The following is an 18,604-nucleotide window of genomic DNA, read 5'->3' as shown; positions in this document are numbered from 1 at the left end:
AAGCCCGGGAGACCACCGTGATTGTTGCCCGCCGGGGCGATGCTCGCGTTGCCGTGGGGTCACTGGTGTGTCGGTGAATAATTTAGCAAGGAAGTCTAGCAATCGGAAAGTGGCCTTGCGACGGGTCGGTACTGGAAGTCGGTGGCTATGTTGCCTGCATTCCGGGGAGTCCGGCGGGATGTCTTCGGCGACATCGTGGACTTTGGCTACGTTCGGGCGGGAGCCGTTTCCAGCAGCCAGTCCAGGGCCTCGGCCTCCGAGGTAAAGAACTGCGTGGGGACTGGCACATCCGCGGTAGCCAACTGGTAGTTGACGATGATCCGGTCAACAGGTCCAGAGCCTAGCAGGGCAATCCGGGAGGCCGCGCACGGTGCGGCGAAGACTTGCCGTGCTTCCCGGTCCAGGTATGAAACGTCCGCCATCTCCACGAGTAAGGGACGCCGGATTCCGGCGGCGAGGTCGTTCACGGCGCCCATCGCTGCGCGGGCACTGTCACCGTCTACTCGGATCCCAGGGACCCATCTGAGGTGAAGGATCTGATGGCCCTCCAGGCGGATATCGAAGTCAGCCAACGGAACCCGGACCATTTATACCGCTTTTCGTTATCTGTCACTTCCATCGATGATCTTAGAACAAGGCTGCACCATCGACTGACACCACGGAATCTGGATGCCCGGCCCGCTGCAAGACCGACCACCCAGCACGTCTACGCTTCCGTAAGACAAGTACATACTGACAGCCACGGCCCCAGGAACACCCCGGAACACCTCAAGATTCGATCAAGAAAAACCACGAACACACTGGACCGGCCCAAGTCGAGAAGCGTCTTGGGTCAGAACATCCGTGCACTCCCTGGAGTTTGGGAGCGCGCAGCCCGTCCGCAGCCGTGGGCCGAACAGGCACTCCACCGCCGAAAAAGCAGACTCCGCCGAACATGAACTCCCATCAGCTATGAGACACTCCTCCAAGTCATAAGTGCACCAAGATCCCTGATCGTGACGTCGTTCGACAGCTTTTCTCCCTGAAGCCCCTGACAAGCGGAGATATAGCATCGGCTCTCCACTCGATGTTCAAAACGGATAGCCGTAGTGTCTCTCTGGAAAGCCCGCCGGTCCCCCACCGGCGGGCTTTCCTTGGAAGTGGAACACTCCAAGCCGGAACACCCCCGTGTCCGGGATGGCAGTTTTCGAAGTCGCTTGCACGGATGTCCGTAGTCAGGCGCACAGGATGTCCGTTAGGGACCCCTCTACGGTGCAATGGGTTCTATGCGCACTGTTGCCGCCGCCTTCATCCTTCTGAGCGCGCGCACGCCAAGTAGGCCAGCGAGTAACGCAGGCGTTATGACTATGGCCGACGCTGTGATGATTATGGCTCCGATGAGGTGAACGACTAGTACAGCCATCATCACCACGGTGTGGGCTTCGACAGACTCCATGGGTCACTTCTCGTTCTGTGAGTAGGGGTGTTCACGGGGTGCTGGTTCCTGTTGGCGCTTTAGGCCCGGGGCCAACAAGTTGTGGCCTCAGCCGGACGGGGATGCCATATTTGGCGAACTCGGCGTCCATGCCCTCTTGCACGGTGGCGTATTGGCCGTTCTGGACGCCAAAGGCGAGGAATTCCCAAGTATGGACGCTGGTCCACAACTGTGTGAAGTCGGTCAGGTACCGGCCGTTGCTCTGCAGTCTGGCGATGTTGTACCAAGCGTTGCCGCCGTCCAGGCCGATCGCGCTGACCCCCTCATCTGAAATGGAGTACGCGAGCCAGCCTTCAGCGCATCCCAGGACGGTGTAGTACCGCTGCTCGCTGGCCGGGATGGGCTTGATCGCCTGGACCGTGTCGTCCCGTCGGATGTCGATGTTGGCCGGTACGCAGGCGCCTGCAGCTGGGCCGACGGGCGCGGTGGTTGGCGGTACCGTGGCCAGCGGCGGGGGCGGAGTAATGACTGTGATCGGGGTCGGAGGAGCGCTCCACACCGGAGTTTCCTTTGGAGTGCTTGTCGGTGTGGGGCTGGCCGTCGCGGAAGGCGTAACCGTTGGCGACGCGGTGGGCGTTGGCGTGGGTGTGGCAGTGATGCTGGGGGTATCGGTAGTGGCGGGCGCCGGCGCCGATTGCGGGACAAGGTTTTCTGCCACAACCACTGCACCGACGACGGCGGCAGCGGCCAGGACCACGCCCGCCGTCGCGGCCCAGCCGGTCCGGCGGGATTTGCGCCCGGCAAGGGAAACGACGTTCGGGTCATCGGAGAAGACATGCGACCGACCCGGCAGGACACCAGGGGCGGTGCCGGGTTCGGGCACGTTTGGTTTGGCGTTTTTCATGAGTTGTTCGATGCGGTCCATGGTTAGACTTCCCGTTCTGTCATGAGGTGTTGTGGTGCGGCTTTCGCGAAGGCTTTACGGGCCCGGTGGAGCCTGACCGCGGCAGCGGAGGCTGTGCATCCAAGGCTTTCGGCCAGTTCTGCGGTGGACAGGTCATCCCAGTAGGAGAGCATCAGGATTTCCCGGTCCCGGTCCTTGAGCTTGGAGAGAATCTCCGCAACGCTGGCCTGCTGCTCATCGTCGTCGGTGGTGACGGCCTGGACCCGGGCTTCTTCAGCCAGCCTTTGCATGAGTTGATCGCGGCGACTCCGCCCTTTGTACTCATTGCCCAGCACATTCCTGGCCGTAGCTATCAGCCACCCGACGCCGGGCGGCTCCGGCGGTTGTTTCTCCCACACGATCCGGAATACGTCATTGGCGAGTTCCTCGGCCCGTTCGCGGTCACTGATCCGGTACGCGATGTACTGGTAGATGCGGCTGAAGTGTTCAGCGTGAAGAGCGATCAGTTCCTGCTCTCTGGTAGCCAACATCCTTGTTCTGTTCCCCCGGGCTAGTGCGATGTGATGTGTCAACCCTTTAGTGTCCCGGGAACCGTCGTTTCTTACACAACCGGAGAAAAAGTTTCAGCAACTTTTCCGGTGGCCCCGGGAACACAGCGATACCCGGCAAACTCCCCCAATGAGTGTGCCGGGTATCTGGAGCGCGTGGTGGTCAGGCAGCGTAGCGAAGACTCGTCAGCAATGCCCGAAGCTTGACGTATTGGTCCGTTTTCATCCACGCTTCAGCGGTTTCAGGGGTCATGGAAGCGTCGACGTGGGCTACCGCGGTAGCCAGCCCGTTCGGCATGATCATGAAGCTGTTCACCGAGAGGCTATCGGGGCCCTCTGTCATGAAGTTACCGACGACAACCCCCATGTAGTAGCGCACCTCTAGCGGATCGGTGGGGTAATCATCCTTTACAAAAGCGAAGTGCGAGGCACCGTCACGGCTGTCGAACGAGGTCAGTTCCTGGGAGTCGAGGATGGTGCGGTTGACCGGCCCGCTCAAAAGTCCACCAGTACCCCCACTGGTGATGTGAGCAACCTGCTCACCGGTTTCGTCAAAAATGTTGGCGGCCAGGGAGTTCTCTTTCCCACCAGGGTTGTCGGCGTTTTCGTTGTAGTCGTCCTGCTCGATCTTCGCGCTCCAGCCCGCGGGCAGATCGAACGAAATGTGCCCGTCAGGAAAGGTGTAGGTGCCGGTCACCGGGAGGTCAGGCGACAGCTGCGGAGCAGAGGGGGCTGCAGGCGCAGCTGGTGTCACCACTGATGCGGCCGGCCGCGGAGCGACGGCAGGCGTTGCCGGAGTGACGGCAGGTTTTGCCGGAGCGACAGGAGCAATGGGTGGCGCCGGCACCGAAACAGGTGCCTGCTCCACAGGAGTGGTCACGACTGGGGCTTCCACTATTTGTTCGGAAACAGTCACCGAGCCAGGCTCCTCAACCAAGACTTGCTCCTCCACCGGCGCGACATGTGGCTGCACCGGCATTGTGACGTCCGCTGAAGCAGCGGGTGTGAACGAGGTACTCGCCTCCGGGCCTGCCGGTGTGCAGGCGACGAGAGTGAGCGCCAGCGCAATCGATGTAAGGGTCGCGTACTTGGCATAGTCGGATCGGCGGTACTTCATGGTTGGGTTCCTTCCCCCTTGGACGAGCCGAGCAGATCAGCCTGCTCAAATATGTTGTTTCCAGCAAGGAACGAATGATTACACCAGCAACCAAATCTTTACAGAACGTGCTTCGTTTCCATCCGGAAGGCGCCAGTCAAGTACCCGCAAGCGAGTCTCCACCGGTCGCATCTCCTGCAACCGGGTGCGTGAGCTGCCTAGAGCGTTTGGCGAGGCGGGCCGTTCGACGACTAATACCCGACTACAACGTCAAAATCCTCCGGGGGGCGACCTGTCAGGATCGCGGCTGCTTCCCTAACAACATTGGGAATCTCTTCCACCTTTCGAGCGTGAACTTTGAGGTCAGGCATTTCAAGCACGTGGAGATCCAATCTGCCGTCTGCAGCTCTCCGTATTTGCGCTGTGAGCTTCACGCTAACCTCCCGCTCTCAACCGCCAGAATACTGTGCCCAGATTCGGCCAGAGTGCTCCATGCCTGGTTTTTACCTCACGGAATCAGAGGTGGTGTTCCACTTCCTTAGAACTGGGACGCCGTGCGGCATTGGAACAAACGTCGTGGACGTAATTGTTAGGCAGGACTTCGTTGGTCACGTTTCGATGCGGCACAGGTGTCCGCCAGGGGATCCCTTACGGGCGTACCGAACACCGGCGCTAATCTGATGAATAGACGGTTCAGTTTGCCGTACCAGTTTTCGGGCGCAAAGGAGGTGCCGAGGTGGTCGAACGCCAGATGCTAAATGTTCCCGATCTGGTTGGGCAGCCTGTACATATCGCACAGGAGACTGCGGCGAACCTTGGGTTCGGTCTCGCAGCCGGGGACCCTGATGGTCCAGGCCTTCGCTCGCGCACGTGGCCAGGGCTATTCTGGGTGACCTCCCAAGATCCTCCGGCAGGGTCGGTCCTTGCGTGGGGAAGCCAAATTGAGATCACCTTTGTTCAGGACGGTCAAGCACGAAGTGACGTGCCGGAGCAGCCGCGCGGGCCGACCCCCTCATTGCAAACTCATGCGGAGGGCGACGCGGAGTCGTGAGTTGTCCGATGAGGGATCCTTGGGTTCTTGCGGTGATTGCAACACTTAGCGGATGGGTGTTGGCATGGCAGGATATTCAATTCATCTAAGGCCTGATCTCTTGCAGGTTTTTTGGGCCGGGATGCAGGCGGGTGATTTCATCACCGATGCCGTGGCTCCGATCAATACGAGTCGGCGTACCGGGCGCCGGGTGCTGCTTGAGGCCGGTGGCGTCAGGCCCCGGCGGGGCCGTGATCTGAAAGGCCGTTGCCTGACCTTCGCCCAGCGCGAGGAGATCGCAATACTGCGTGCCCAGGGGCAATCTCTACGGCAAATAGGAGCCGTGGTCCGCAGGTCGGCTTCCACGGTTTCGAGGGAGTTGCGGCGCAACTCGGTGGCAGGGATGCCCTACCGGGCAACCTCAGCGCACGCACTGGCCTATGAGAGGGCCTCACGTCCGAAACCAGCGAAACTGCACACGAACACGGTGCTGCGTGCGAAGGTGGAAGAGGACCTGAGAAAGAAGTACTCACCCGAGCAGATCGCAGGACGACTCCGGGTTGAGTTCCCTGATGAGCCGGAGATGAGGGTGTCACCCGAGACGATCTACCAGTCCCTTTACGTGCAGTCCCGAGGAGCGCTGAAGCGTGATCTGACCGCGTGCCTGCGCACCGGGAGGGCCATGAGGCAGCCCTGCCGCAAGGCTGGCCAGCGCAAGAACCGGATCCCGGGGATGATCAACATTTCCGAGCGCCCTCCTGAAGTTCAGGACCGGGCCGTGCCGGGGCATTGGGAAGGCGATCTCATCATCGGCAAAGGGAATCAGTCCGCGATTGGGACGCTGGTCGAGCGGACCACCAATTACACGTTGCTCGTGCACCTACCGGACGGGTACAAGGCCGAGCAGATGCGTGATGCGCTGGCCGCGAAGATCAAGACGCTCCCCGAGTCGCTTCGGCAGTCCCTGACCTGGGACCAGGGGATCGAGATGCAGGACTGGAAAACCGTGAAGATCGATACCGGCATCGAGATTTACTTCTGCGACCCACACTCGCCTTGGCAGCGTGGAATCAACGAAAACACCAATGGTCTGCTGCGCCAGTATTTCCCCAAGGGCACCGACCTGAGCATCCACAGCGCCACAGACCTCGACTGGGTCGCCCAGGAACTCAACGACCGACCGCGTAAAAGACTAGAGTTCAGGAAACCGATCGAACTGATCGAAAACCTCCTGTTGCAATGACCGCTAGAATCCGCCGATCCTCTACCGGCGGTGGGCCAAAAGCCGCGATAAACTCACGGACCGAGGTTCTGTCAGAAAAGGGAAGACGTAGGTATGCCGGAGCAGGTGAAGATCGAACTCGACGAGGATCAGGCACTGGTGTTGTTCGATTGGCTCTGTCATCTGAACGACGGTGAGGCCCCTGTGGTTACTCATCAGGCCGAGCAACGGGTCCTTTGGGACATTCAAGCTGACCTTGAGTCCGTTCTTGTCGCGCCCTTCGAAGCAAATTACATCGAGCTGCTCGCGCAAGCGCGAAACCGCGTTGCACAGGCCGGTCAATAGTCCACTTAGTTCTTCGAACGGGAGCGTCTGGTGAAGGATCCCCTTACGGGTGCCATCGCCAGCCGGCTGCCCGCTGTTCAGGCAGGCTTCGGAACGCGGGGAGAGTAACTCTTACAGCCAGCGGACGGCCTGCTTGTCCATTCCGATCAGCTCCATGCCATCGGTGGCTTCTACGCCATGGGCAAGCCGTACCAAGACAGCGGCGCCGATCATGCGTTCGAACTCAGCTTGTATCCACAGTTCATGCGGAAACGTCGACTCCGCGGTGATGTCGGCCTTAGCGAGGACTGGGACCTTTTCAATGATCCGATGCGTCCGACCCTCCGCGTCGACAAGGTCAACCTCTATCCATCCCGGGAAGTGGTCGTTTGCCCATCGCATTGCAGTAGCCCTAACGAGCACACGTGTCATACCGCGATTGTTTCATTGGATCCAGTGGAAGGTGAGGAACATCTGGTTCTACGGTAAGGGATCACCTTGCGTTCGCTCGCTCGGGGAAGCATTCCCCGCCAGAAACAAAGAATGGAGACAACCGTGGCGCGGAATTCCTCAGTATCTGGATCGCTGGCTGCCTGCGGCAGCCCGACGGCCATCTCTGGGCATCAGGTCAGAAACGCTAGTTGAGCGGTTCTGAGCATGTTTGATTCCGGAAGCGAGTTCTGACGCTCAGGGCCGCCCCACACAACCCCGTCGTGTGTCTCCTGTCGAGGTGCAGGACAAACCCGTATAAAGGGTCGTTTCTGACCGATATCGCCGATAGATGCCGCAGTGTGTCCGCGACGACTCAACCCAAACGTGCCCTCATGGATCAGGAATCGTTCACCATCGGCCCTTCCTAATTGGTTGTGATTGCGTATACGACTCGGGAAGCTTGGTCTTGGCCCCGGAGATGCGAAGTGGATCAGGCGATCCCCGACGGAGGCGTTCCTCCCGACCGCGATACACAACCACCATTTCCCAGATGAGGTAAACGACTCCCAGGGCCATCAACACTGCACCGAACAAGGTTGCCCATTGCGCACTCGGCTTGCCAACCGGATTAGTGATGAATACGTATATGCCGAGGGACAGCATTGGGAGCAGGAACAGCAGCCCGGGCAGATTCTGCCACCAGCGTGTACTTCCGTTAGGTGGACCGCCCAGCTCTTTTTTGGTGTAGCTGTGCAGCATCCCATCCTTGGTTAAGTACAAAACCCGTTGCTCCCCACGGGCAAGAGCCGCTTCATGCTCGGCATGCACCGCATCATCGTGTTCCTGGTGACTGTTGACTGCCAAAATTCCCCCCGACATCAAGCATTCTCCGGCCTTTCCGGCCCTCAAACCACCGATTTTACGGTCGTTATTGACCATCGGCTCCGGTCCCCTAAACCCACCGCGCAGTTAGTCCAGCAGGGACGCTGTTGGTCCAGCTTGCTCGGCGCTTCTAGGACCTATCGGACGCGCAGCGGCAGGAAACCGCTTCCGTCGAGTCACGCTGTTCGAAGGACCGGTCGCGGATCCCGCCGAGCCGGTTGAAGAACACGGCCCGGGCCAGGGTATTCCGGGCCTCGCCCTTCGCGAAGCATTACAAAAATTGCCGCGCGATTCCGCGTCTTGTCGACCACGCCCCTGAGTGTCTCGCGAACGATCGTTACAGGACATCGGAGAACGAGCGGCCGTCAGATGCCGGCTGTGACCAGGTAAGTGCGTAGATTGGGCTGTTCTTCCCCGCCGCTTGCACCAGGGGCCAGGCTTAGACGTCCGAAGTTGGCTGCCGGGTGACCGGGCTCTACCAGCTTGGTGTTAGTCCAGCCGCTAGCCTGGAACAAGGCATCGGGAGTGTCTGTGCAAAACGGCAGTGCACGGCCTGATTCCGTGCGTGCTTTCACCAACGGAGCCATGCTTTCCAACGCCAACAGGCCTGTTCCAAAGACATCCGCCAAGAAGAGAGACCCTTCGGCAGACAAGGAAGCAGTATCGCGGAATAAGGACTCGACGGAGGAGGCCGCCAGGTAAAAGAAGAGGCCCTCGGCAACCCAGACTGTTGGGGTGTGGCGATCAAAGCCTGCCTCCAGAAGGGCATGGTCCCAGGGGCCGGACAAGTCCGCCTGAACACACCGTCGTTCACATGCCGGCGATATCGTGCGAAGAACGGATTCCTTCTGGGCGAAGGCCTCCGCATAGTCGATCTCGAACACGGTACAGGAGGAAGGCAGCGGAAGCCGGAAGGCTCTGGTGTCCATGCCAGCGCCGAGGAGGACGACTTGGCAGCCTTGCCCGGTAGCGTCGATAATTTGATCGTCAAAGTATCGTGTTCGGACCGGAAGGAACGGATTGTAGTCCGCAGCATCCAACATGGCCCTGCCGCTATCTCCGGCCAAGTCTCCGGCCCACGGATCGTTGAAGAGCCGGTCCGGACGGGAAGTCTCAAGAGCCCTTGCCGCAGCTATCCAACGGCCGGTACTAATGACAGATGCCCGCGCCTGCGAGTCAAGATGTGAAACCACTGCATAATTCTACTCAGGAGCTGATCGGCGGAAGCGAAATATCCTTAGCGTCGGATATTCCACTTTTTCACAAGCCACCCCTAAGTGCTCATCAGCTGTTTCGTCGTTCGAGGTCGCTGAGGCCCTAGGCGTTACATCTTCGAGCAATATTGCAATATTGCAATATTGCAAGAGCATCTCGTTCCTCTTCTTCTCCATGAAGTCGCGGACTGCTTCATCGAGCTGAGCGGCAATGGTCACGGTCGTGCGCTGCTTGTAAGCGTCCATCCAGTCAAGAAGGTCCGGGTCGAGCCTGTTGGTAAAGGTCACAGTCCTCTTCTTTGGCGTCGGCGTGCTGGCCTCCGGGGCCTTGGCGGCCGGCGTTGTCACTGCGTCCACAATGTCGGTTCGTGGGGCTCTGGCCAGCGGCGCCTGGCTTCCTGCGCCTGACGGTACCTGCGGTTACATTTTAATGCTGCTCATTTGCTACTCAGTTCCTTCTTGATTGCGACTGCGTGGCGAGTAAAGGCTTCTCCGGCCTTTATGGCGCCCCTCGATGAAATCTTGCTCAGCGGCACGCGTCCCGATTGCCCATCAGCAATGGCCGTCGTTCGCGGTACTGCCGGCACCAGGACGGCGGGGCCATAAGCATCTATCAGGGTCTTCTGCTGATACATGTGCTCCGCGGTCCCTGCGTATTTATTGATGACGATTCGCGGTTCAGCAAGCCCGGGGTTGTACATGGCACTCCCCCGCACTTTTGTGGTCAGCTCCATGAACTTGACTGCACCCTTAACGCTGAACGATTCGGAGTCGACGATGATCCGTGCCGCCCGTCGATTGGCAGAACGAGATCCGCGACCGCATGAAGGCTGAAGCTAAGGAGCGCGCCAGTAAGGCTTGATCACTGACGAAACAGTGCCAACCCCAATGTTTCATACCTGGCTCATTCGTCAACAAGAAGACAGGACCAGCCCTGCGGTGGCTTTCACCCCGTGCGCGTCTGCTTTGCGTGCATAAAAGAAAGCCCCGATGCCCAGGGGAATTCCCAGAATGAACAAGCCGATGACACCCATGATGATGGAGGTCTTGCGGAACTTCGCACCCTACACCAGTTGAAAACTGACTGCTGCGGCTTCTTCTGTCGACGTCATGAATTACTCCCGAATCTGCTGATAATCGAATTGAAGGCTATCCTGCCGAAACGCCCTGGGGTAAGACGAGTTCCACGACCCGCCCATGAGGCGCCACTCTCACGCTTCGTTCACACAGGACAACAGTTATGCTAGTCGTTGGATTTATGTTCTTGCTTAGGGGGTAAGCATATGGGGATTGCTTTTGATGACGGCGCAGCCGATGCGCTGATCTGTGCTGCTGAGACGGCCGAGCAGGTTCTTCGCGCCGAAGGTGGATTCCTTAGCGGGGCTGTGGATCAGGCGTTGCAGGACTTCAAGGGCGGTTTCGCACGTTTGTTGGACGCCTGCGGCATCAGGTCTGATGATCGCGGCAAGCTCTCAGGTGTTCTGGCAGTTCTGGCGAACGACGTTCGCGAGGCCAAGCACAGGGCCCAGCAAGAGAAAGCCCGGCAAAAGAACATGGATGCCTGGCAGCAGCGCGACAACATCCGTAAACAGCAACTGCTCTCCGGTGACATCGCGAAAGCATCCGCGACTGTCGCCACCATGGTCCTGGACCCGATGCCCGAGAGTACACCGGTCCCGGCACCAACTGTCTCAGCTGTGTTTTCTCCGCGGGACCGGCCCCGGTTCGCCGGCGGACCAGGAAGCGGAACCACCTCGGCTGACCCGGGCAAGCTGCGCGGCTTCGCCTCAGTGTCCCGGACTGCCACGAACACCTTGAACTCACACTTTGTCGCAGTCCGGAACGCCTGGAGCGGCTTCACAGCATCCTGTTCCTGGGTGAACATCGAGACTGAATCGTTGGTTGCTGGTTTTGAGCGGCTGCTCGCCGCCAACGCAGCAGACGCCGATTGGATGGAGCAGGTCGCCACCGCATTCGAAACAGCAGGCAGCGGCTCTATCGCGGACAGCGTGCTCAACGGGCTCTTCATCCAATACGCAACACCAAACCAAGTGGGCCTGAACGACATCGGAACCATGAGTGCAGCGCAACTGAAGGTTTGGCTCGGAAATGGTGGCACCGCCCGGCTGCGGGAACTCCTGACCCAACCAGGACTGGACCCCGTAGCCACAGCCACGTGGTGGTCTGGTCTTGGCCACACCGTCGAGCCTGCCACCGGGAAAGTCACCGTCGGTGAAGAACAGTACCTTCTGATCGGTGCACTGCCGGACGTTATCGGTAACCTGAACGGTGTCACCGCGACCGCCAGGGACCTTGCCAACCGCAAAAAGTTGCTGCAGATGCACGACTACTGGAAGAAGTACCGCGAAGAGCACGCCGGAAAAGTTGATGAAGGCTCCCAGGAAGGCATGGTCAACAAAGTCTGGGAATCGCTCTACGACAGCCAGGGCAAGCCGAAAACCAATCCTCAGGATCCATCCGACATCCGGCAACTGATCAGCTTCGCTCCCTTTAGTCTCGGGAGAGGATCGGAGACCGGGTTCGGTGCATCTATTTCCGTGGGGGACCTCGACGCCGCCAAGCACGTCACCTACCAGCTCCCGGGACTGGACACCACCATCGGCAAGGACATGGCATCAAAGACCAAGCAGGCCAATGATCAGCGGCTTGATCAACGCAAACTCGCCGGTTCCAACGGGCTGGATAAGAACCGGATTGCTGTCGTTACCTGGATTGGTGTCGAGCCGGCCCAGGGTCTGGGTGTGTTCAGCAACGATCAGGCCAAAGTCGTTGGGGCTGCCCTTCGCGACTACGCGACAGGGGTCAACGCCGTTCACCAAAACCTCGACAACGCAGCCATGACAACAGCAGTCGGGCACTCCATGGGTTCCCTCGGGGCCATGGAGGCAGCAAAAACCGAGCTGCCTGTCGATAACCTCGTTCTCGTCGGGGACGTTGGGGCCCCTGATAACGTGACCTCCGTGAACGATCTCCACCTGAACCCCGGCGGCACTGTATACCGGGGAACCTACGACTGGGACCACGTAGCTGAAGTCGGGCATGGGCTCGGCTGGCAGCGTAAAAGCACCGCAGACCCCGGATTCGGCGCCGTCACCTTCGGCACGGACGGCATCACGGGACCGGATGGTGCCACAGAACTCCCAACGAAAACCCACGACGGACAAACAGGCGGCAAGGACGGCATCTACGGGTACTTCGACAGGAGAACCCAGTCAAGCTATAACCAAGCCAGAATCGCCCTCGGCTTGAATGACCAACTCACGAATGCGACACGATGACAACCATGCACCGCCCCCTTAACAGGCGCATCCTTCCCGCCGCAGCCATCCTTCTAATCACCCTTTCAGGGTGCGGAACAACCCCTGGAACCAACCCACCTACCAGCACCGCGGAGCAAACCATGGACCCAGAACAAGCCCGCACAGAGTACTTCAACCTCTTCAACAAGATTCAGGCCCTCGCCCCCGGCGACTGGGATGTCGCGCCGCCCTCCGAATATCAAGGGGATGTCTGCCGGCTCCCGGACGGGTCTGACGGTACCCAATTCTCAATCGATACCAGTCGAAGTCCGCTGAGCCGGGAAGAAATGGACGCTCTGCACGACAAGGTAAAAACTGTCTTCGTGTCCACGGGGTTCACTGTGAAGCAAGAATCCGATGGCGGCCCGAACTTCGTCAGACACACCGACGTGTTCGGGCCCGACAAATTCGTCATGGGGCTCACCACCGGAAAGTACGAAATAAACCTTGGCGGAAACACCCGCTGCGTTCCCGACCCGGAAGGCAAATTTCGCTAGAAAACGATGACAACCATGCACCGCCCCCTTTACAGACGCGTACTTTCCACCAGTGCCGTCCTGCTGCTGCTCGTGTCCGGATGCGCCGCTGGGTCTTCGGGCAGGAGTGCTGATGGAGGTCTCCCACCCTCTCAAACCACCGCAACCGACACACTTCCCGATGACGGGAAAGGGATCCACCATCGACGAATCCCGCGTGGACGGGCACTACGAAAAGCTCACCGTGCCATCGCTGAACTTCGCGGGCTGGTACGACGTATTCGTGCAGGGATCAGTGGACAACTACGTAGGGATGCGCGCGCAGGGTGCCACCACACGCCTCATCGTCGGGCCGTGGTCGCACACCTCACTCAATGCCGGCGCCACCTTGGGAGAAGTCGGCGAGGTGAATTTTGGCCTCGGGATGCTCTCCCCCGGCGGGGAGCAGATCTCGAAGATCAACTTCGACTGGTACGACCACTGGCTGCGCGACAACCCCGCAACAAGCGCCCACGAATCCGGCGTGCTGATCTTCGTGATGGGAGCCAACGAGTGGCGTGCCGAAGCGGACTGGCCCCTCGCCCGTGCCGTCACCACCCCGCTCTACCTGGATGTGGCGGGTGCCCTCAGTTGGGAAGCACCCGTGTCGACAGAGGCAGGATCCACTTATCTCTATGATCCCGCTGACCCGGTGATCACGCGCGGTGGAAACCTGGTGATGGGTTCGGACTACCCTGCCGGCCCGTTCGACCAGAGGATCGCCGAGGCGCGCGAGGACGTGCTGGTGTTCACCACCGCTCCACTCGAGCAGGACGTCGAGATCACCGGGCGGATTAGTGCGACGTTGTTCGCGGCGACCGACGGCCCGTCTACCGATTGGGTGGTCCGACTGTGCGAAGTGGACTCCGAAGGTGTGTCGCGGAACATCGTCGACGGGATCACGCGCGTTTACACGGAAGCCGGTCGGGTCGACGAAGTAACGATCGACCTCTGGTCGACATCGATCCTGATCAAGGCCGGCCACTGTCTGCGAGCTCATGTTACATCGAGCAACTTTCCCCGCTGGGACCGCAACCTCAATACCGGTGCACCGGAGAAAAAGGGAACGACCATCCGAGTTGCCCGCCAGCGCATCCGCCACGACGCCGCACATCCCTCTCGAATCGACCTTCAGATCATCCCGACCTGACCTCATCCGCGACAGTGACAGCGATGTCGCGGGTACTCTCACTCGCGACATCGCCGTCTGAGATTTGCAATCGGACGATCGGGCCTTGCCCAGAGATCAGCCCGTAGTAGAGGAGGCGACCGACCCCAGCGAAACGCCTCACCAACGGTCAGGCCAGTGGTTTCAATTACCGCGCTGGTCTTCACACCGTCGCTCGCTTAGCCGACCAGTTGGCCCGCAGGGCTGCGTAGGCTAGCCGGAACTCACCCATGAACGAAAAAACCAATGGCTGCAATCGGGGCCTATAAAGAAGATTTAAGTGTGAACAATGTCCACACTCTCTTCGACCTGACAAAGCAGCGGCCGTCCCGGCGTCCTCACGCTAGGAACGAAGCGAATCCAGGTGTCTCAACGTAGGATCTCGAAGTCATGTTGCACTCATTCCCTCTACCCATGAAGAGGTGTAGGCCAACCACGACCTACCGGACGAACCAAGAGAGGCATACATAACCCCAGATCAAAGCCTGGTGAGGGCCGGCCAGCCACGGTCCTGAACCCGCTCCCCCATAACCAAACAGGCGACCCGCGGCGCCAGGCACACCCCGCGGCCAGTGTCAGAGGGACCTGACCAACCAGAATGTACACACATTAAAGCAAAAACCCCTCTGACGAGGGGTTATGCCGTGCCCGAGGTGGGACTCGAACGGGATTCCAGGCCTTGGAAACACTGGGAAGTGCCGGAAACATGCGGAATACGGGCCATTCCGGTGGCTGTACGAGCCAGTCCGAGGTGGGAAGTGTGGACATTGTCCACACCTTCTTTTTGCTCGATCGCGCACCGAAAAACGAGGACCTGAACACCCCTGCGCCCTCAAAGTCTGCGCCGGGAAATAGGCGCTCCCGCTTAGTCCGTGTGAACCTCCGGTCAGGATGAGGCCCCGACCTACTAGGCATGACACCCGCCGGCCGGCAGAACACCCCAGAACCTGGCGGCAGACTACCGGCCAGAACGATGAATAACTCGACACGGTGGGAGCACCTCCTTCATCAAGTGCATGGCCGAGACGGCACCGAAGAACATGGCCTTGGCCTTCCGGCCAGCCCGAAGACAGAACGTCCGTTATCGGGATTTCGTTCTGTGAGTACTGGAGGTCGCGGCAGACTTCATGACCGATCCACGGCCCGCGATGACTTGTACGAAATCGTTGAAGACGACGAGAACCGAGTCCTGCCGTCGACTGTCCGTCCGGGAGGAGGCAAACGGATAAGCAGGGCTTCTAACGTGGGCTAACCCGAGTGCTATCCCAATGTCGCGAGGGCGGACGCCGCACTTTCGACTTTGACCCTGGTGTTCGCCTGTACCGTCTTCACTTCGCCGTCGATTTGATATGGAAGGGGCTTTAGGGCGGTGAATTCGTAGGTGCGGACACTTGGCTGGTCTCCCAGTCCTTGGGTGGCAGCCCTTAGAGCCATCAGGAGTATTCGCCACTTTGGCACGTGCGGAAAGAGGACAACTTCGAACTTTCCGTCAGAGGGGTTACTGTCCGCTGCGCTGATGGTGGCATATTTTGCCATTTCGGGAATGTTGGCAAACACCAGACTGTCGAATTTTCGCCGCTTGCCGTCTGTCTGGCGTATTTCGAACGGTTTGAACTTTGCAAAGGTCCGCATTACGGAAACCATTTCCTTCAGGGCGCCCTTGCTGCCTTTTTCAAGATCTATCGCCATCACGGGCGTGAGACCGAAGCCAATATAGGAGTGGGCGTACTCCGCGGTGGAATCGCCTGCCTGAACTGTGTGGATTTTCAACAAATCGATGTGTCGCACGTTGCCCTCGGCAATGGCCTCTTCCAGAGGCTGGGTGCGGGTGGTTCGACGATGATCGTTCGCGTTTCCGGCCGCCATGACCGCACAGACAGCTCTGGGGTTACCGCTTTGCACTACCCCATTGACTACCTCGTTATAGCCGCCGTCCCCACTGACTGACACAACAAGAACATCGCCGGCAACGCTGGCCGCCACACGCGCGAGCTCAACGGCGTGCCCTGCATGACGAGTGGGCTGAAGTGTGACGTCCGCCGGATATCCCAGCAGTGCGGTCAGACGATCGCGAAGTTCTTCGGCCATTTTCGGTGCATCCCCAGTGCTGTTGGGATTGAAGATGATGACGATTGATTCAAAGGTACGAGCAGAGTCCATGAGTGGTTTCCTGGTGTTGCAGTGCGGAGCGGAAGGTGGCGATTGAACAGAAAATCCTGGTGCTGCCACCCTTCAGGGAAGCCGCACCAGGATCCACGGTTCGACGGCGGTTGGTCACCGAGCGTGCGTAAACGTTACGCGCGGTTGTGGTTCCGGTTACCGGCCTTCGCGAGGCCACGGGCAACCATGAGTCCGACGGTCAGCCAGGTGATGAGCTGCATGGCATCGTGGGCATTGAAGACATCCACTCCGTTTTCGCTGGCATCGTCTCCAACGACGGCGGATGTAATGATCGTCGCCAGGACGGCAGCGACATACACCGCGAACTCAAGTGTCCTCGTGGAGATCTTGATGTCGCTGGCCGTACGGACGGTCTCAGTGCGCGTGTTTTGGGTGGTGTTGTTCGCAGTCATTGGTAACTCCTGGGTTGATGTGAGGGGCCAGAGTGGCCGTGCAACCAGAGTCCCGCTTCAGAAACCTGTGATAACAACTTCTCTACAATGTAGACTTTACGCGTAGACTACATGTAAAGCAAGTTTGCTTACCTTCTCGGAAGTTGCTTGCCCGCGCGTACCAAGGACGGAACAGAATGTCCCCCCAGATAGACTCCATGGCCAAAGCGATGCCACGCAAGAGGGAGCGGCTTACCCGGGAGCTTGTTCTTTCCGCGGCGTTGAGGCTCGTTGATGCAGAGGGGCTCGATGCGCTCACCATGCGTCGTCTTGGGCAGGAACTCGGTCGGGATCCCATGGGCCTTTACCGCTATGCAGCAAACCGGGCCGAGCTTTTGGATGGAGTCTCAGAACTCGTCCTCGACGAACTGGCTATTACGCCCGACGCGCCGGACTGGCAGGCGCAGCTGCGCCGCATCGCGCACGATCTTCGCCTTCTAGCGCTCCGGCACCCCAATGTTGTTCCCCTGCTTGTCACACGCCCCTTGTCCACGCCATTGGGCCTTCGTCCCTTGGGTACCCTCCGGCCGCTGGAACAGATTTTGTCCCTGTTGATCGACGCTGGGTTCGCGCCCGCGGACGCACTGCACGTTTACCGCGCTTACTACGGATACCTTTACGGGCACATCCTTAACGAACTGCAAGAACTCATCGTGGATCCGGATGAAAATGAAGCCCTGCTCCGTTTGGGCTTGCACCGGCTCCCACCCAAGGAATTCCCCCGGCTGCGGGCCTTGGCTCCTGTCCTTGCCACCTACGACGGTGCAGCCGAATTGGACCAGGGAATCAGCATCTTGCTCTCGGGCCTCTCTGCCCATCTTTCCCCTCCGCACTCCCAGCCGTTGGGCTAAAGCAAGAACAACCTTGAAAGGCATCCTTCATGTTTCTTCTGTTCGGTCTTAAAACCGCCATACGGGAACTGCCCGGACGAATGGCAACCTGCCAGTACTGCGGCCAGTTCGCTCATCACCACCTGCAACAACGCGCCACGAAGTTCACCCTGTTCTTCGTCCCCATCTTCACGACGTCCAAGTCCTACACCATCAGCTGCACCCACTGCGGCCGGCCCTCGACCATCACCACGCGGCAGAAGAACGCACTATCAAGCTAAGCCAACAGCGCCCGGACCGGACGCCACCCACCATGCATTGTGTATCAGGACACCGAACCATAGATTGGACGCATGACGGACAACGAGCTGGAGGAAGGCTTCGATCACCTGAACCGGCTGATATCGTCGACCGACGACCTCAAGGGCTTCCTTCAGGGCATGGCTGGGCTCGCCTCGGAAAAGTTGTCCCATGTGCAAGGAACACAGATCGAATGCGCGGTAGCGCTGCACCGTCGCAGGCACCGAACCACGATTGCCGGCAGCAGCGACATGGCCCTCTGGCTGGATCAAATCGAACAGCGCCTCGGTGAAGGACCTTGCGTGGAAGCGCTGGAGGTGGGAGAACCCATGATCGTCTCGGATGCGGCGACGGAGCTACGCTGGCCCAAATACTGCAGGACGCTCACCGATGAGGGGTACCGTAGCGCAATGGGCATTCCCCTCGAGCTGGGAGTCGACGCCGACGCTGTCCTGGACTTCTTCGCGTCCCCAGCGAATCAATTCACTCCGGAGACAGTTGCGGACGCCCAAATTTTCAGCGACATGGCGGGCCGGGCCCTTCGTCTCGCTGTCAGGATCACAACGGCAGAGCGACTGGCGGACGATCTCAGGTCAGCATTGGAAAGCAGGACGGTGATCGATCTGGCGTGCGGAATGATCATGGCCCAGAATCGCTGCAGCCAGTCCCAAGCAATGGAAATTCTCAAGAAGGCCTCCAGCGACCGCAACCGAAAACTTCACGAAGTCGCCGAAAAGATAATCCAGCGGGTCACCGCGACCCGCACTTCAACCTTCTTCGAGAAGTAGAACCC

20 protein-coding genes are annotated in these 18,604 nt (G+C 59.4%); 9 read left to right on the top strand and 11 right to left on the bottom strand.

The features are described 5' to 3' along the window. Positions 1 to 206 precede the first annotated feature (206 nt). The 4 genes from AC5RU9_RS05630 to AC5RU9_RS05615 form a co-directional block, all read right to left on the bottom strand. Positions 207 to 587 carry a DUF7793 family protein gene (locus AC5RU9_RS05630; protein WP_494015658.1) on the bottom strand — a complete coding sequence of 127 codons (381 nt, stop codon included), beginning with the start codon at positions 585 to 587 and terminating at the stop codon, positions 207 to 209. A gap of 879 nt (positions 588 to 1,466) precedes the next feature. Beyond that, complete coding sequence (locus AC5RU9_RS05625; RefSeq protein WP_494015657.1) at positions 1,467 to 2,339, bottom strand: hypothetical protein; 873 nt, start codon at positions 2,337 to 2,339, stop codon at positions 1,467 to 1,469. Between the two features lie 2 nt (positions 2,340 to 2,341). After that, complete coding sequence (locus tag AC5RU9_RS05620) at positions 2,342 to 2,848, bottom strand: RNA polymerase sigma factor (RefSeq protein ID WP_494015656.1); 507 nt, start codon at positions 2,846 to 2,848, stop codon at positions 2,342 to 2,344. Between the two features lie 181 nt (positions 2,849 to 3,029). Continuing rightward, the gene (locus AC5RU9_RS05615; RefSeq protein WP_494015655.1) at positions 3,030 to 3,983 is read right to left on the bottom strand and encodes a hypothetical protein; all 954 of its coding nucleotides are present in this window, start codon (positions 3,981 to 3,983) and stop codon (positions 3,030 to 3,032) included. A 730-nt stretch (positions 3,984 to 4,713) separates the two neighbouring features. On the opposite strand from AC5RU9_RS05615, the gene AC5RU9_RS05610 reads away from it, so the two are divergent. The 3 genes from AC5RU9_RS05610 to AC5RU9_RS05600 all read left to right on the top strand — a co-directional run bounded on the left by AC5RU9_RS05610 (position 4,714) and on the right by AC5RU9_RS05600 (position 6,559). Next, positions 4,714 to 5,013 (top strand): PASTA domain-containing protein, encoded by a 300-nt coding sequence (locus tag AC5RU9_RS05610; RefSeq protein WP_494016060.1) that lies wholly within the window; start codon positions 4,714 to 4,716, stop codon positions 5,011 to 5,013. 52 nt (positions 5,014 to 5,065) lie between these two features. After that, positions 5,066 to 6,235: an IS30 family transposase gene (locus AC5RU9_RS05605; RefSeq protein WP_494015654.1), complete on the top strand. Its 1,170-nt coding sequence runs from the start codon at positions 5,066 to 5,068 to the stop codon at positions 6,233 to 6,235. A 93-nt stretch (positions 6,236 to 6,328) separates the two neighbouring features. Continuing rightward, on the top strand, positions 6,329 to 6,559 hold the full coding sequence (locus AC5RU9_RS05600; RefSeq protein WP_494015653.1) for a hypothetical protein: 231 nt from the start codon (positions 6,329 to 6,331) through the stop codon (positions 6,557 to 6,559). 111 nt (positions 6,560 to 6,670) lie between these two features. Here AC5RU9_RS05600 and AC5RU9_RS05595 read toward each other — a convergent pair whose 3' ends face one another. The 5 genes from AC5RU9_RS05595 to AC5RU9_RS05575 form a co-directional block, all read right to left on the bottom strand. After that, positions 6,671 to 6,940: a hypothetical protein gene (locus tag AC5RU9_RS05595; protein ID WP_494015652.1), complete on the bottom strand. Its 270-nt coding sequence runs from the start codon at positions 6,938 to 6,940 to the stop codon at positions 6,671 to 6,673. A 438-nt stretch (positions 6,941 to 7,378) separates the two neighbouring features. Next, positions 7,379 to 7,909 (bottom strand): hypothetical protein, encoded by a 531-nt coding sequence (locus AC5RU9_RS05590; protein ID WP_494015651.1) that lies wholly within the window; start codon positions 7,907 to 7,909, stop codon positions 7,379 to 7,381. Between the two features lie 308 nt (positions 7,910 to 8,217). Next, positions 8,218 to 9,045 carry an SAM-dependent methyltransferase gene (locus AC5RU9_RS05585; RefSeq protein ID WP_494015650.1) on the bottom strand — a complete coding sequence of 276 codons (828 nt, stop codon included), beginning with the start codon at positions 9,043 to 9,045 and terminating at the stop codon, positions 8,218 to 8,220. 9 nt (positions 9,046 to 9,054) lie between these two features. Beyond that, complete coding sequence (locus AC5RU9_RS05580) at positions 9,055 to 9,354, bottom strand: hypothetical protein (RefSeq protein ID WP_494015649.1); 300 nt, start codon at positions 9,352 to 9,354, stop codon at positions 9,055 to 9,057. A gap of 149 nt (positions 9,355 to 9,503) precedes the next feature. Further along, positions 9,504 to 9,800, bottom strand: coding sequence for a hypothetical protein (locus AC5RU9_RS05575; RefSeq protein WP_494015648.1), 297 nt, complete (start codon positions 9,798 to 9,800; stop codon positions 9,504 to 9,506). 549 nt (positions 9,801 to 10,349) lie between these two features. Between AC5RU9_RS05575 and AC5RU9_RS05570 the strand changes: the two genes are divergently transcribed. The 3 genes from AC5RU9_RS05570 to AC5RU9_RS05560 all read left to right on the top strand — a co-directional run bounded on the left by AC5RU9_RS05570 (position 10,350) and on the right by AC5RU9_RS05560 (position 14,051). Further along, on the top strand, positions 10,350 to 12,365 hold the full coding sequence (locus AC5RU9_RS05570; protein ID WP_494015647.1) for an alpha/beta hydrolase: 2,016 nt from the start codon (positions 10,350 to 10,352) through the stop codon (positions 12,363 to 12,365). A 122-nt stretch (positions 12,366 to 12,487) separates the two neighbouring features. Continuing rightward, on the top strand, positions 12,488 to 12,883 hold the full coding sequence (locus AC5RU9_RS05565; RefSeq protein ID WP_157731655.1) for a hypothetical protein: 396 nt from the start codon (positions 12,488 to 12,490) through the stop codon (positions 12,881 to 12,883). A gap of 160 nt (positions 12,884 to 13,043) precedes the next feature. Further along, a complete protein-coding gene (locus tag AC5RU9_RS05560) occupies positions 13,044 to 14,051 on the top strand; it encodes a CocE/NonD family hydrolase (RefSeq protein ID WP_494015646.1) in 1,008 nt (335 codons plus the stop codon). A 1,278-nt stretch (positions 14,052 to 15,329) separates the two neighbouring features. Here AC5RU9_RS05560 and AC5RU9_RS05555 read toward each other — a convergent pair. Both AC5RU9_RS05555 and AC5RU9_RS05550 read right to left on the bottom strand, forming a co-directional pair. Continuing rightward, complete coding sequence (locus AC5RU9_RS05555; protein ID WP_494015645.1) at positions 15,330 to 16,229, bottom strand: diacylglycerol/lipid kinase family protein; 900 nt, start codon at positions 16,227 to 16,229, stop codon at positions 15,330 to 15,332. A gap of 134 nt (positions 16,230 to 16,363) precedes the next feature. After that, positions 16,364 to 16,642, bottom strand: a complete 279-nt coding sequence (locus AC5RU9_RS05550) for a hypothetical protein (protein ID WP_494015644.1) — start codon at positions 16,640 to 16,642, stop codon at positions 16,364 to 16,366. Between the two features lie 176 nt (positions 16,643 to 16,818). Here AC5RU9_RS05550 and AC5RU9_RS05545 point away from each other — a divergent pair, with 176 nt between their 5' ends. The 3 genes from AC5RU9_RS05545 to AC5RU9_RS05535 all read left to right on the top strand — a co-directional run bounded on the left by AC5RU9_RS05545 (position 16,819) and on the right by AC5RU9_RS05535 (position 18,599). Further along, positions 16,819 to 17,532 carry a TetR/AcrR family transcriptional regulator C-terminal domain-containing protein gene (locus AC5RU9_RS05545; protein WP_494015643.1) on the top strand — a complete coding sequence of 238 codons (714 nt, stop codon included), beginning with the start codon at positions 16,819 to 16,821 and terminating at the stop codon, positions 17,530 to 17,532. A gap of 29 nt (positions 17,533 to 17,561) precedes the next feature. Beyond that, positions 17,562 to 17,792: a zinc-ribbon domain-containing protein gene (locus AC5RU9_RS05540; RefSeq protein ID WP_494015642.1), complete on the top strand. Its 231-nt coding sequence runs from the start codon at positions 17,562 to 17,564 to the stop codon at positions 17,790 to 17,792. Between the two features lie 72 nt (positions 17,793 to 17,864). Continuing rightward, a complete protein-coding gene (locus tag AC5RU9_RS05535; protein ID WP_494015641.1) occupies positions 17,865 to 18,599 on the top strand; it encodes a GAF and ANTAR domain-containing protein in 735 nt (244 codons plus the stop codon). The last annotated feature ends 5 nt before the right edge of the window (positions 18,600 to 18,604 follow it).

This window comes from Arthrobacter sp. B0316-5-4 (assembly GCF_059090325.1).
The sequence above is the reverse complement of the archived record's forward strand: the minus strand, read 5'-3'. Positions and strand labels throughout refer to the sequence as shown.

Excerpts from the sequence above, each read along its gene's own strand:
- AC5RU9_RS05630 (WP_494015658.1), bottom strand. The coding sequence starts at position 587 with ATGGTCCGGGTTCCGTTGGCTGACTTCGATATCCGCCTGGAGGGCCAT.
- AC5RU9_RS05625 (WP_494015657.1), bottom strand. The coding sequence starts at position 2,339 with ATGGACCGCATCGAACAACTCATGAAAAACGCCAAACCAAACGTGCCC.
- AC5RU9_RS05620 (WP_494015656.1), bottom strand. The coding sequence starts at position 2,848 with ATGTTGGCTACCAGAGAGCAGGAACTGATCGCTCTTCACGCTGAACAC.
- AC5RU9_RS05615 (WP_494015655.1), bottom strand. The coding sequence starts at position 3,983 with ATGAAGTACCGCCGATCCGACTATGCCAAGTACGCGACCCTTACATCG.
- AC5RU9_RS05610 (WP_494016060.1), top strand. The coding sequence starts at position 4,714 with ATGCTAAATGTTCCCGATCTGGTTGGGCAGCCTGTACATATCGCACAG.
- AC5RU9_RS05605 (WP_494015654.1), top strand. The coding sequence starts at position 5,066 with ATGGGTGTTGGCATGGCAGGATATTCAATTCATCTAAGGCCTGATCTC.
- AC5RU9_RS05600 (WP_494015653.1), top strand. The coding sequence starts at position 6,329 with ATGCCGGAGCAGGTGAAGATCGAACTCGACGAGGATCAGGCACTGGTG.
- AC5RU9_RS05595 (WP_494015652.1), bottom strand. The coding sequence starts at position 6,940 with ATGCGATGGGCAAACGACCACTTCCCGGGATGGATAGAGGTTGACCTT.
- AC5RU9_RS05590 (WP_494015651.1), bottom strand. The coding sequence starts at position 7,909 with ATGGTCAATAACGACCGTAAAATCGGTGGTTTGAGGGCCGGAAAGGCC.
- AC5RU9_RS05575 (WP_494015648.1), bottom strand. The coding sequence starts at position 9,800 with ATGGAGCTGACCACAAAAGTGCGGGGGAGTGCCATGTACAACCCCGGG.
- AC5RU9_RS05570 (WP_494015647.1), top strand. The coding sequence starts at position 10,350 with ATGGGGATTGCTTTTGATGACGGCGCAGCCGATGCGCTGATCTGTGCT.
- AC5RU9_RS05565 (WP_157731655.1), top strand. The coding sequence starts at position 12,488 with ATGGACCCAGAACAAGCCCGCACAGAGTACTTCAACCTCTTCAACAAG.
- AC5RU9_RS05560 (WP_494015646.1), top strand. The coding sequence starts at position 13,044 with ATGACGGGAAAGGGATCCACCATCGACGAATCCCGCGTGGACGGGCAC.
- AC5RU9_RS05555 (WP_494015645.1), bottom strand. The coding sequence starts at position 16,229 with ATGGACTCTGCTCGTACCTTTGAATCAATCGTCATCATCTTCAATCCC.
- AC5RU9_RS05550 (WP_494015644.1), bottom strand. The coding sequence starts at position 16,642 with ATGACTGCGAACAACACCACCCAAAACACGCGCACTGAGACCGTCCGT.
- AC5RU9_RS05545 (WP_494015643.1), top strand. The coding sequence starts at position 16,819 with ATGTCCCCCCAGATAGACTCCATGGCCAAAGCGATGCCACGCAAGAGG.
- AC5RU9_RS05540 (WP_494015642.1), top strand. The coding sequence starts at position 17,562 with ATGTTTCTTCTGTTCGGTCTTAAAACCGCCATACGGGAACTGCCCGGA.
- AC5RU9_RS05535 (WP_494015641.1), top strand. The coding sequence starts at position 17,865 with ATGACGGACAACGAGCTGGAGGAAGGCTTCGATCACCTGAACCGGCTG.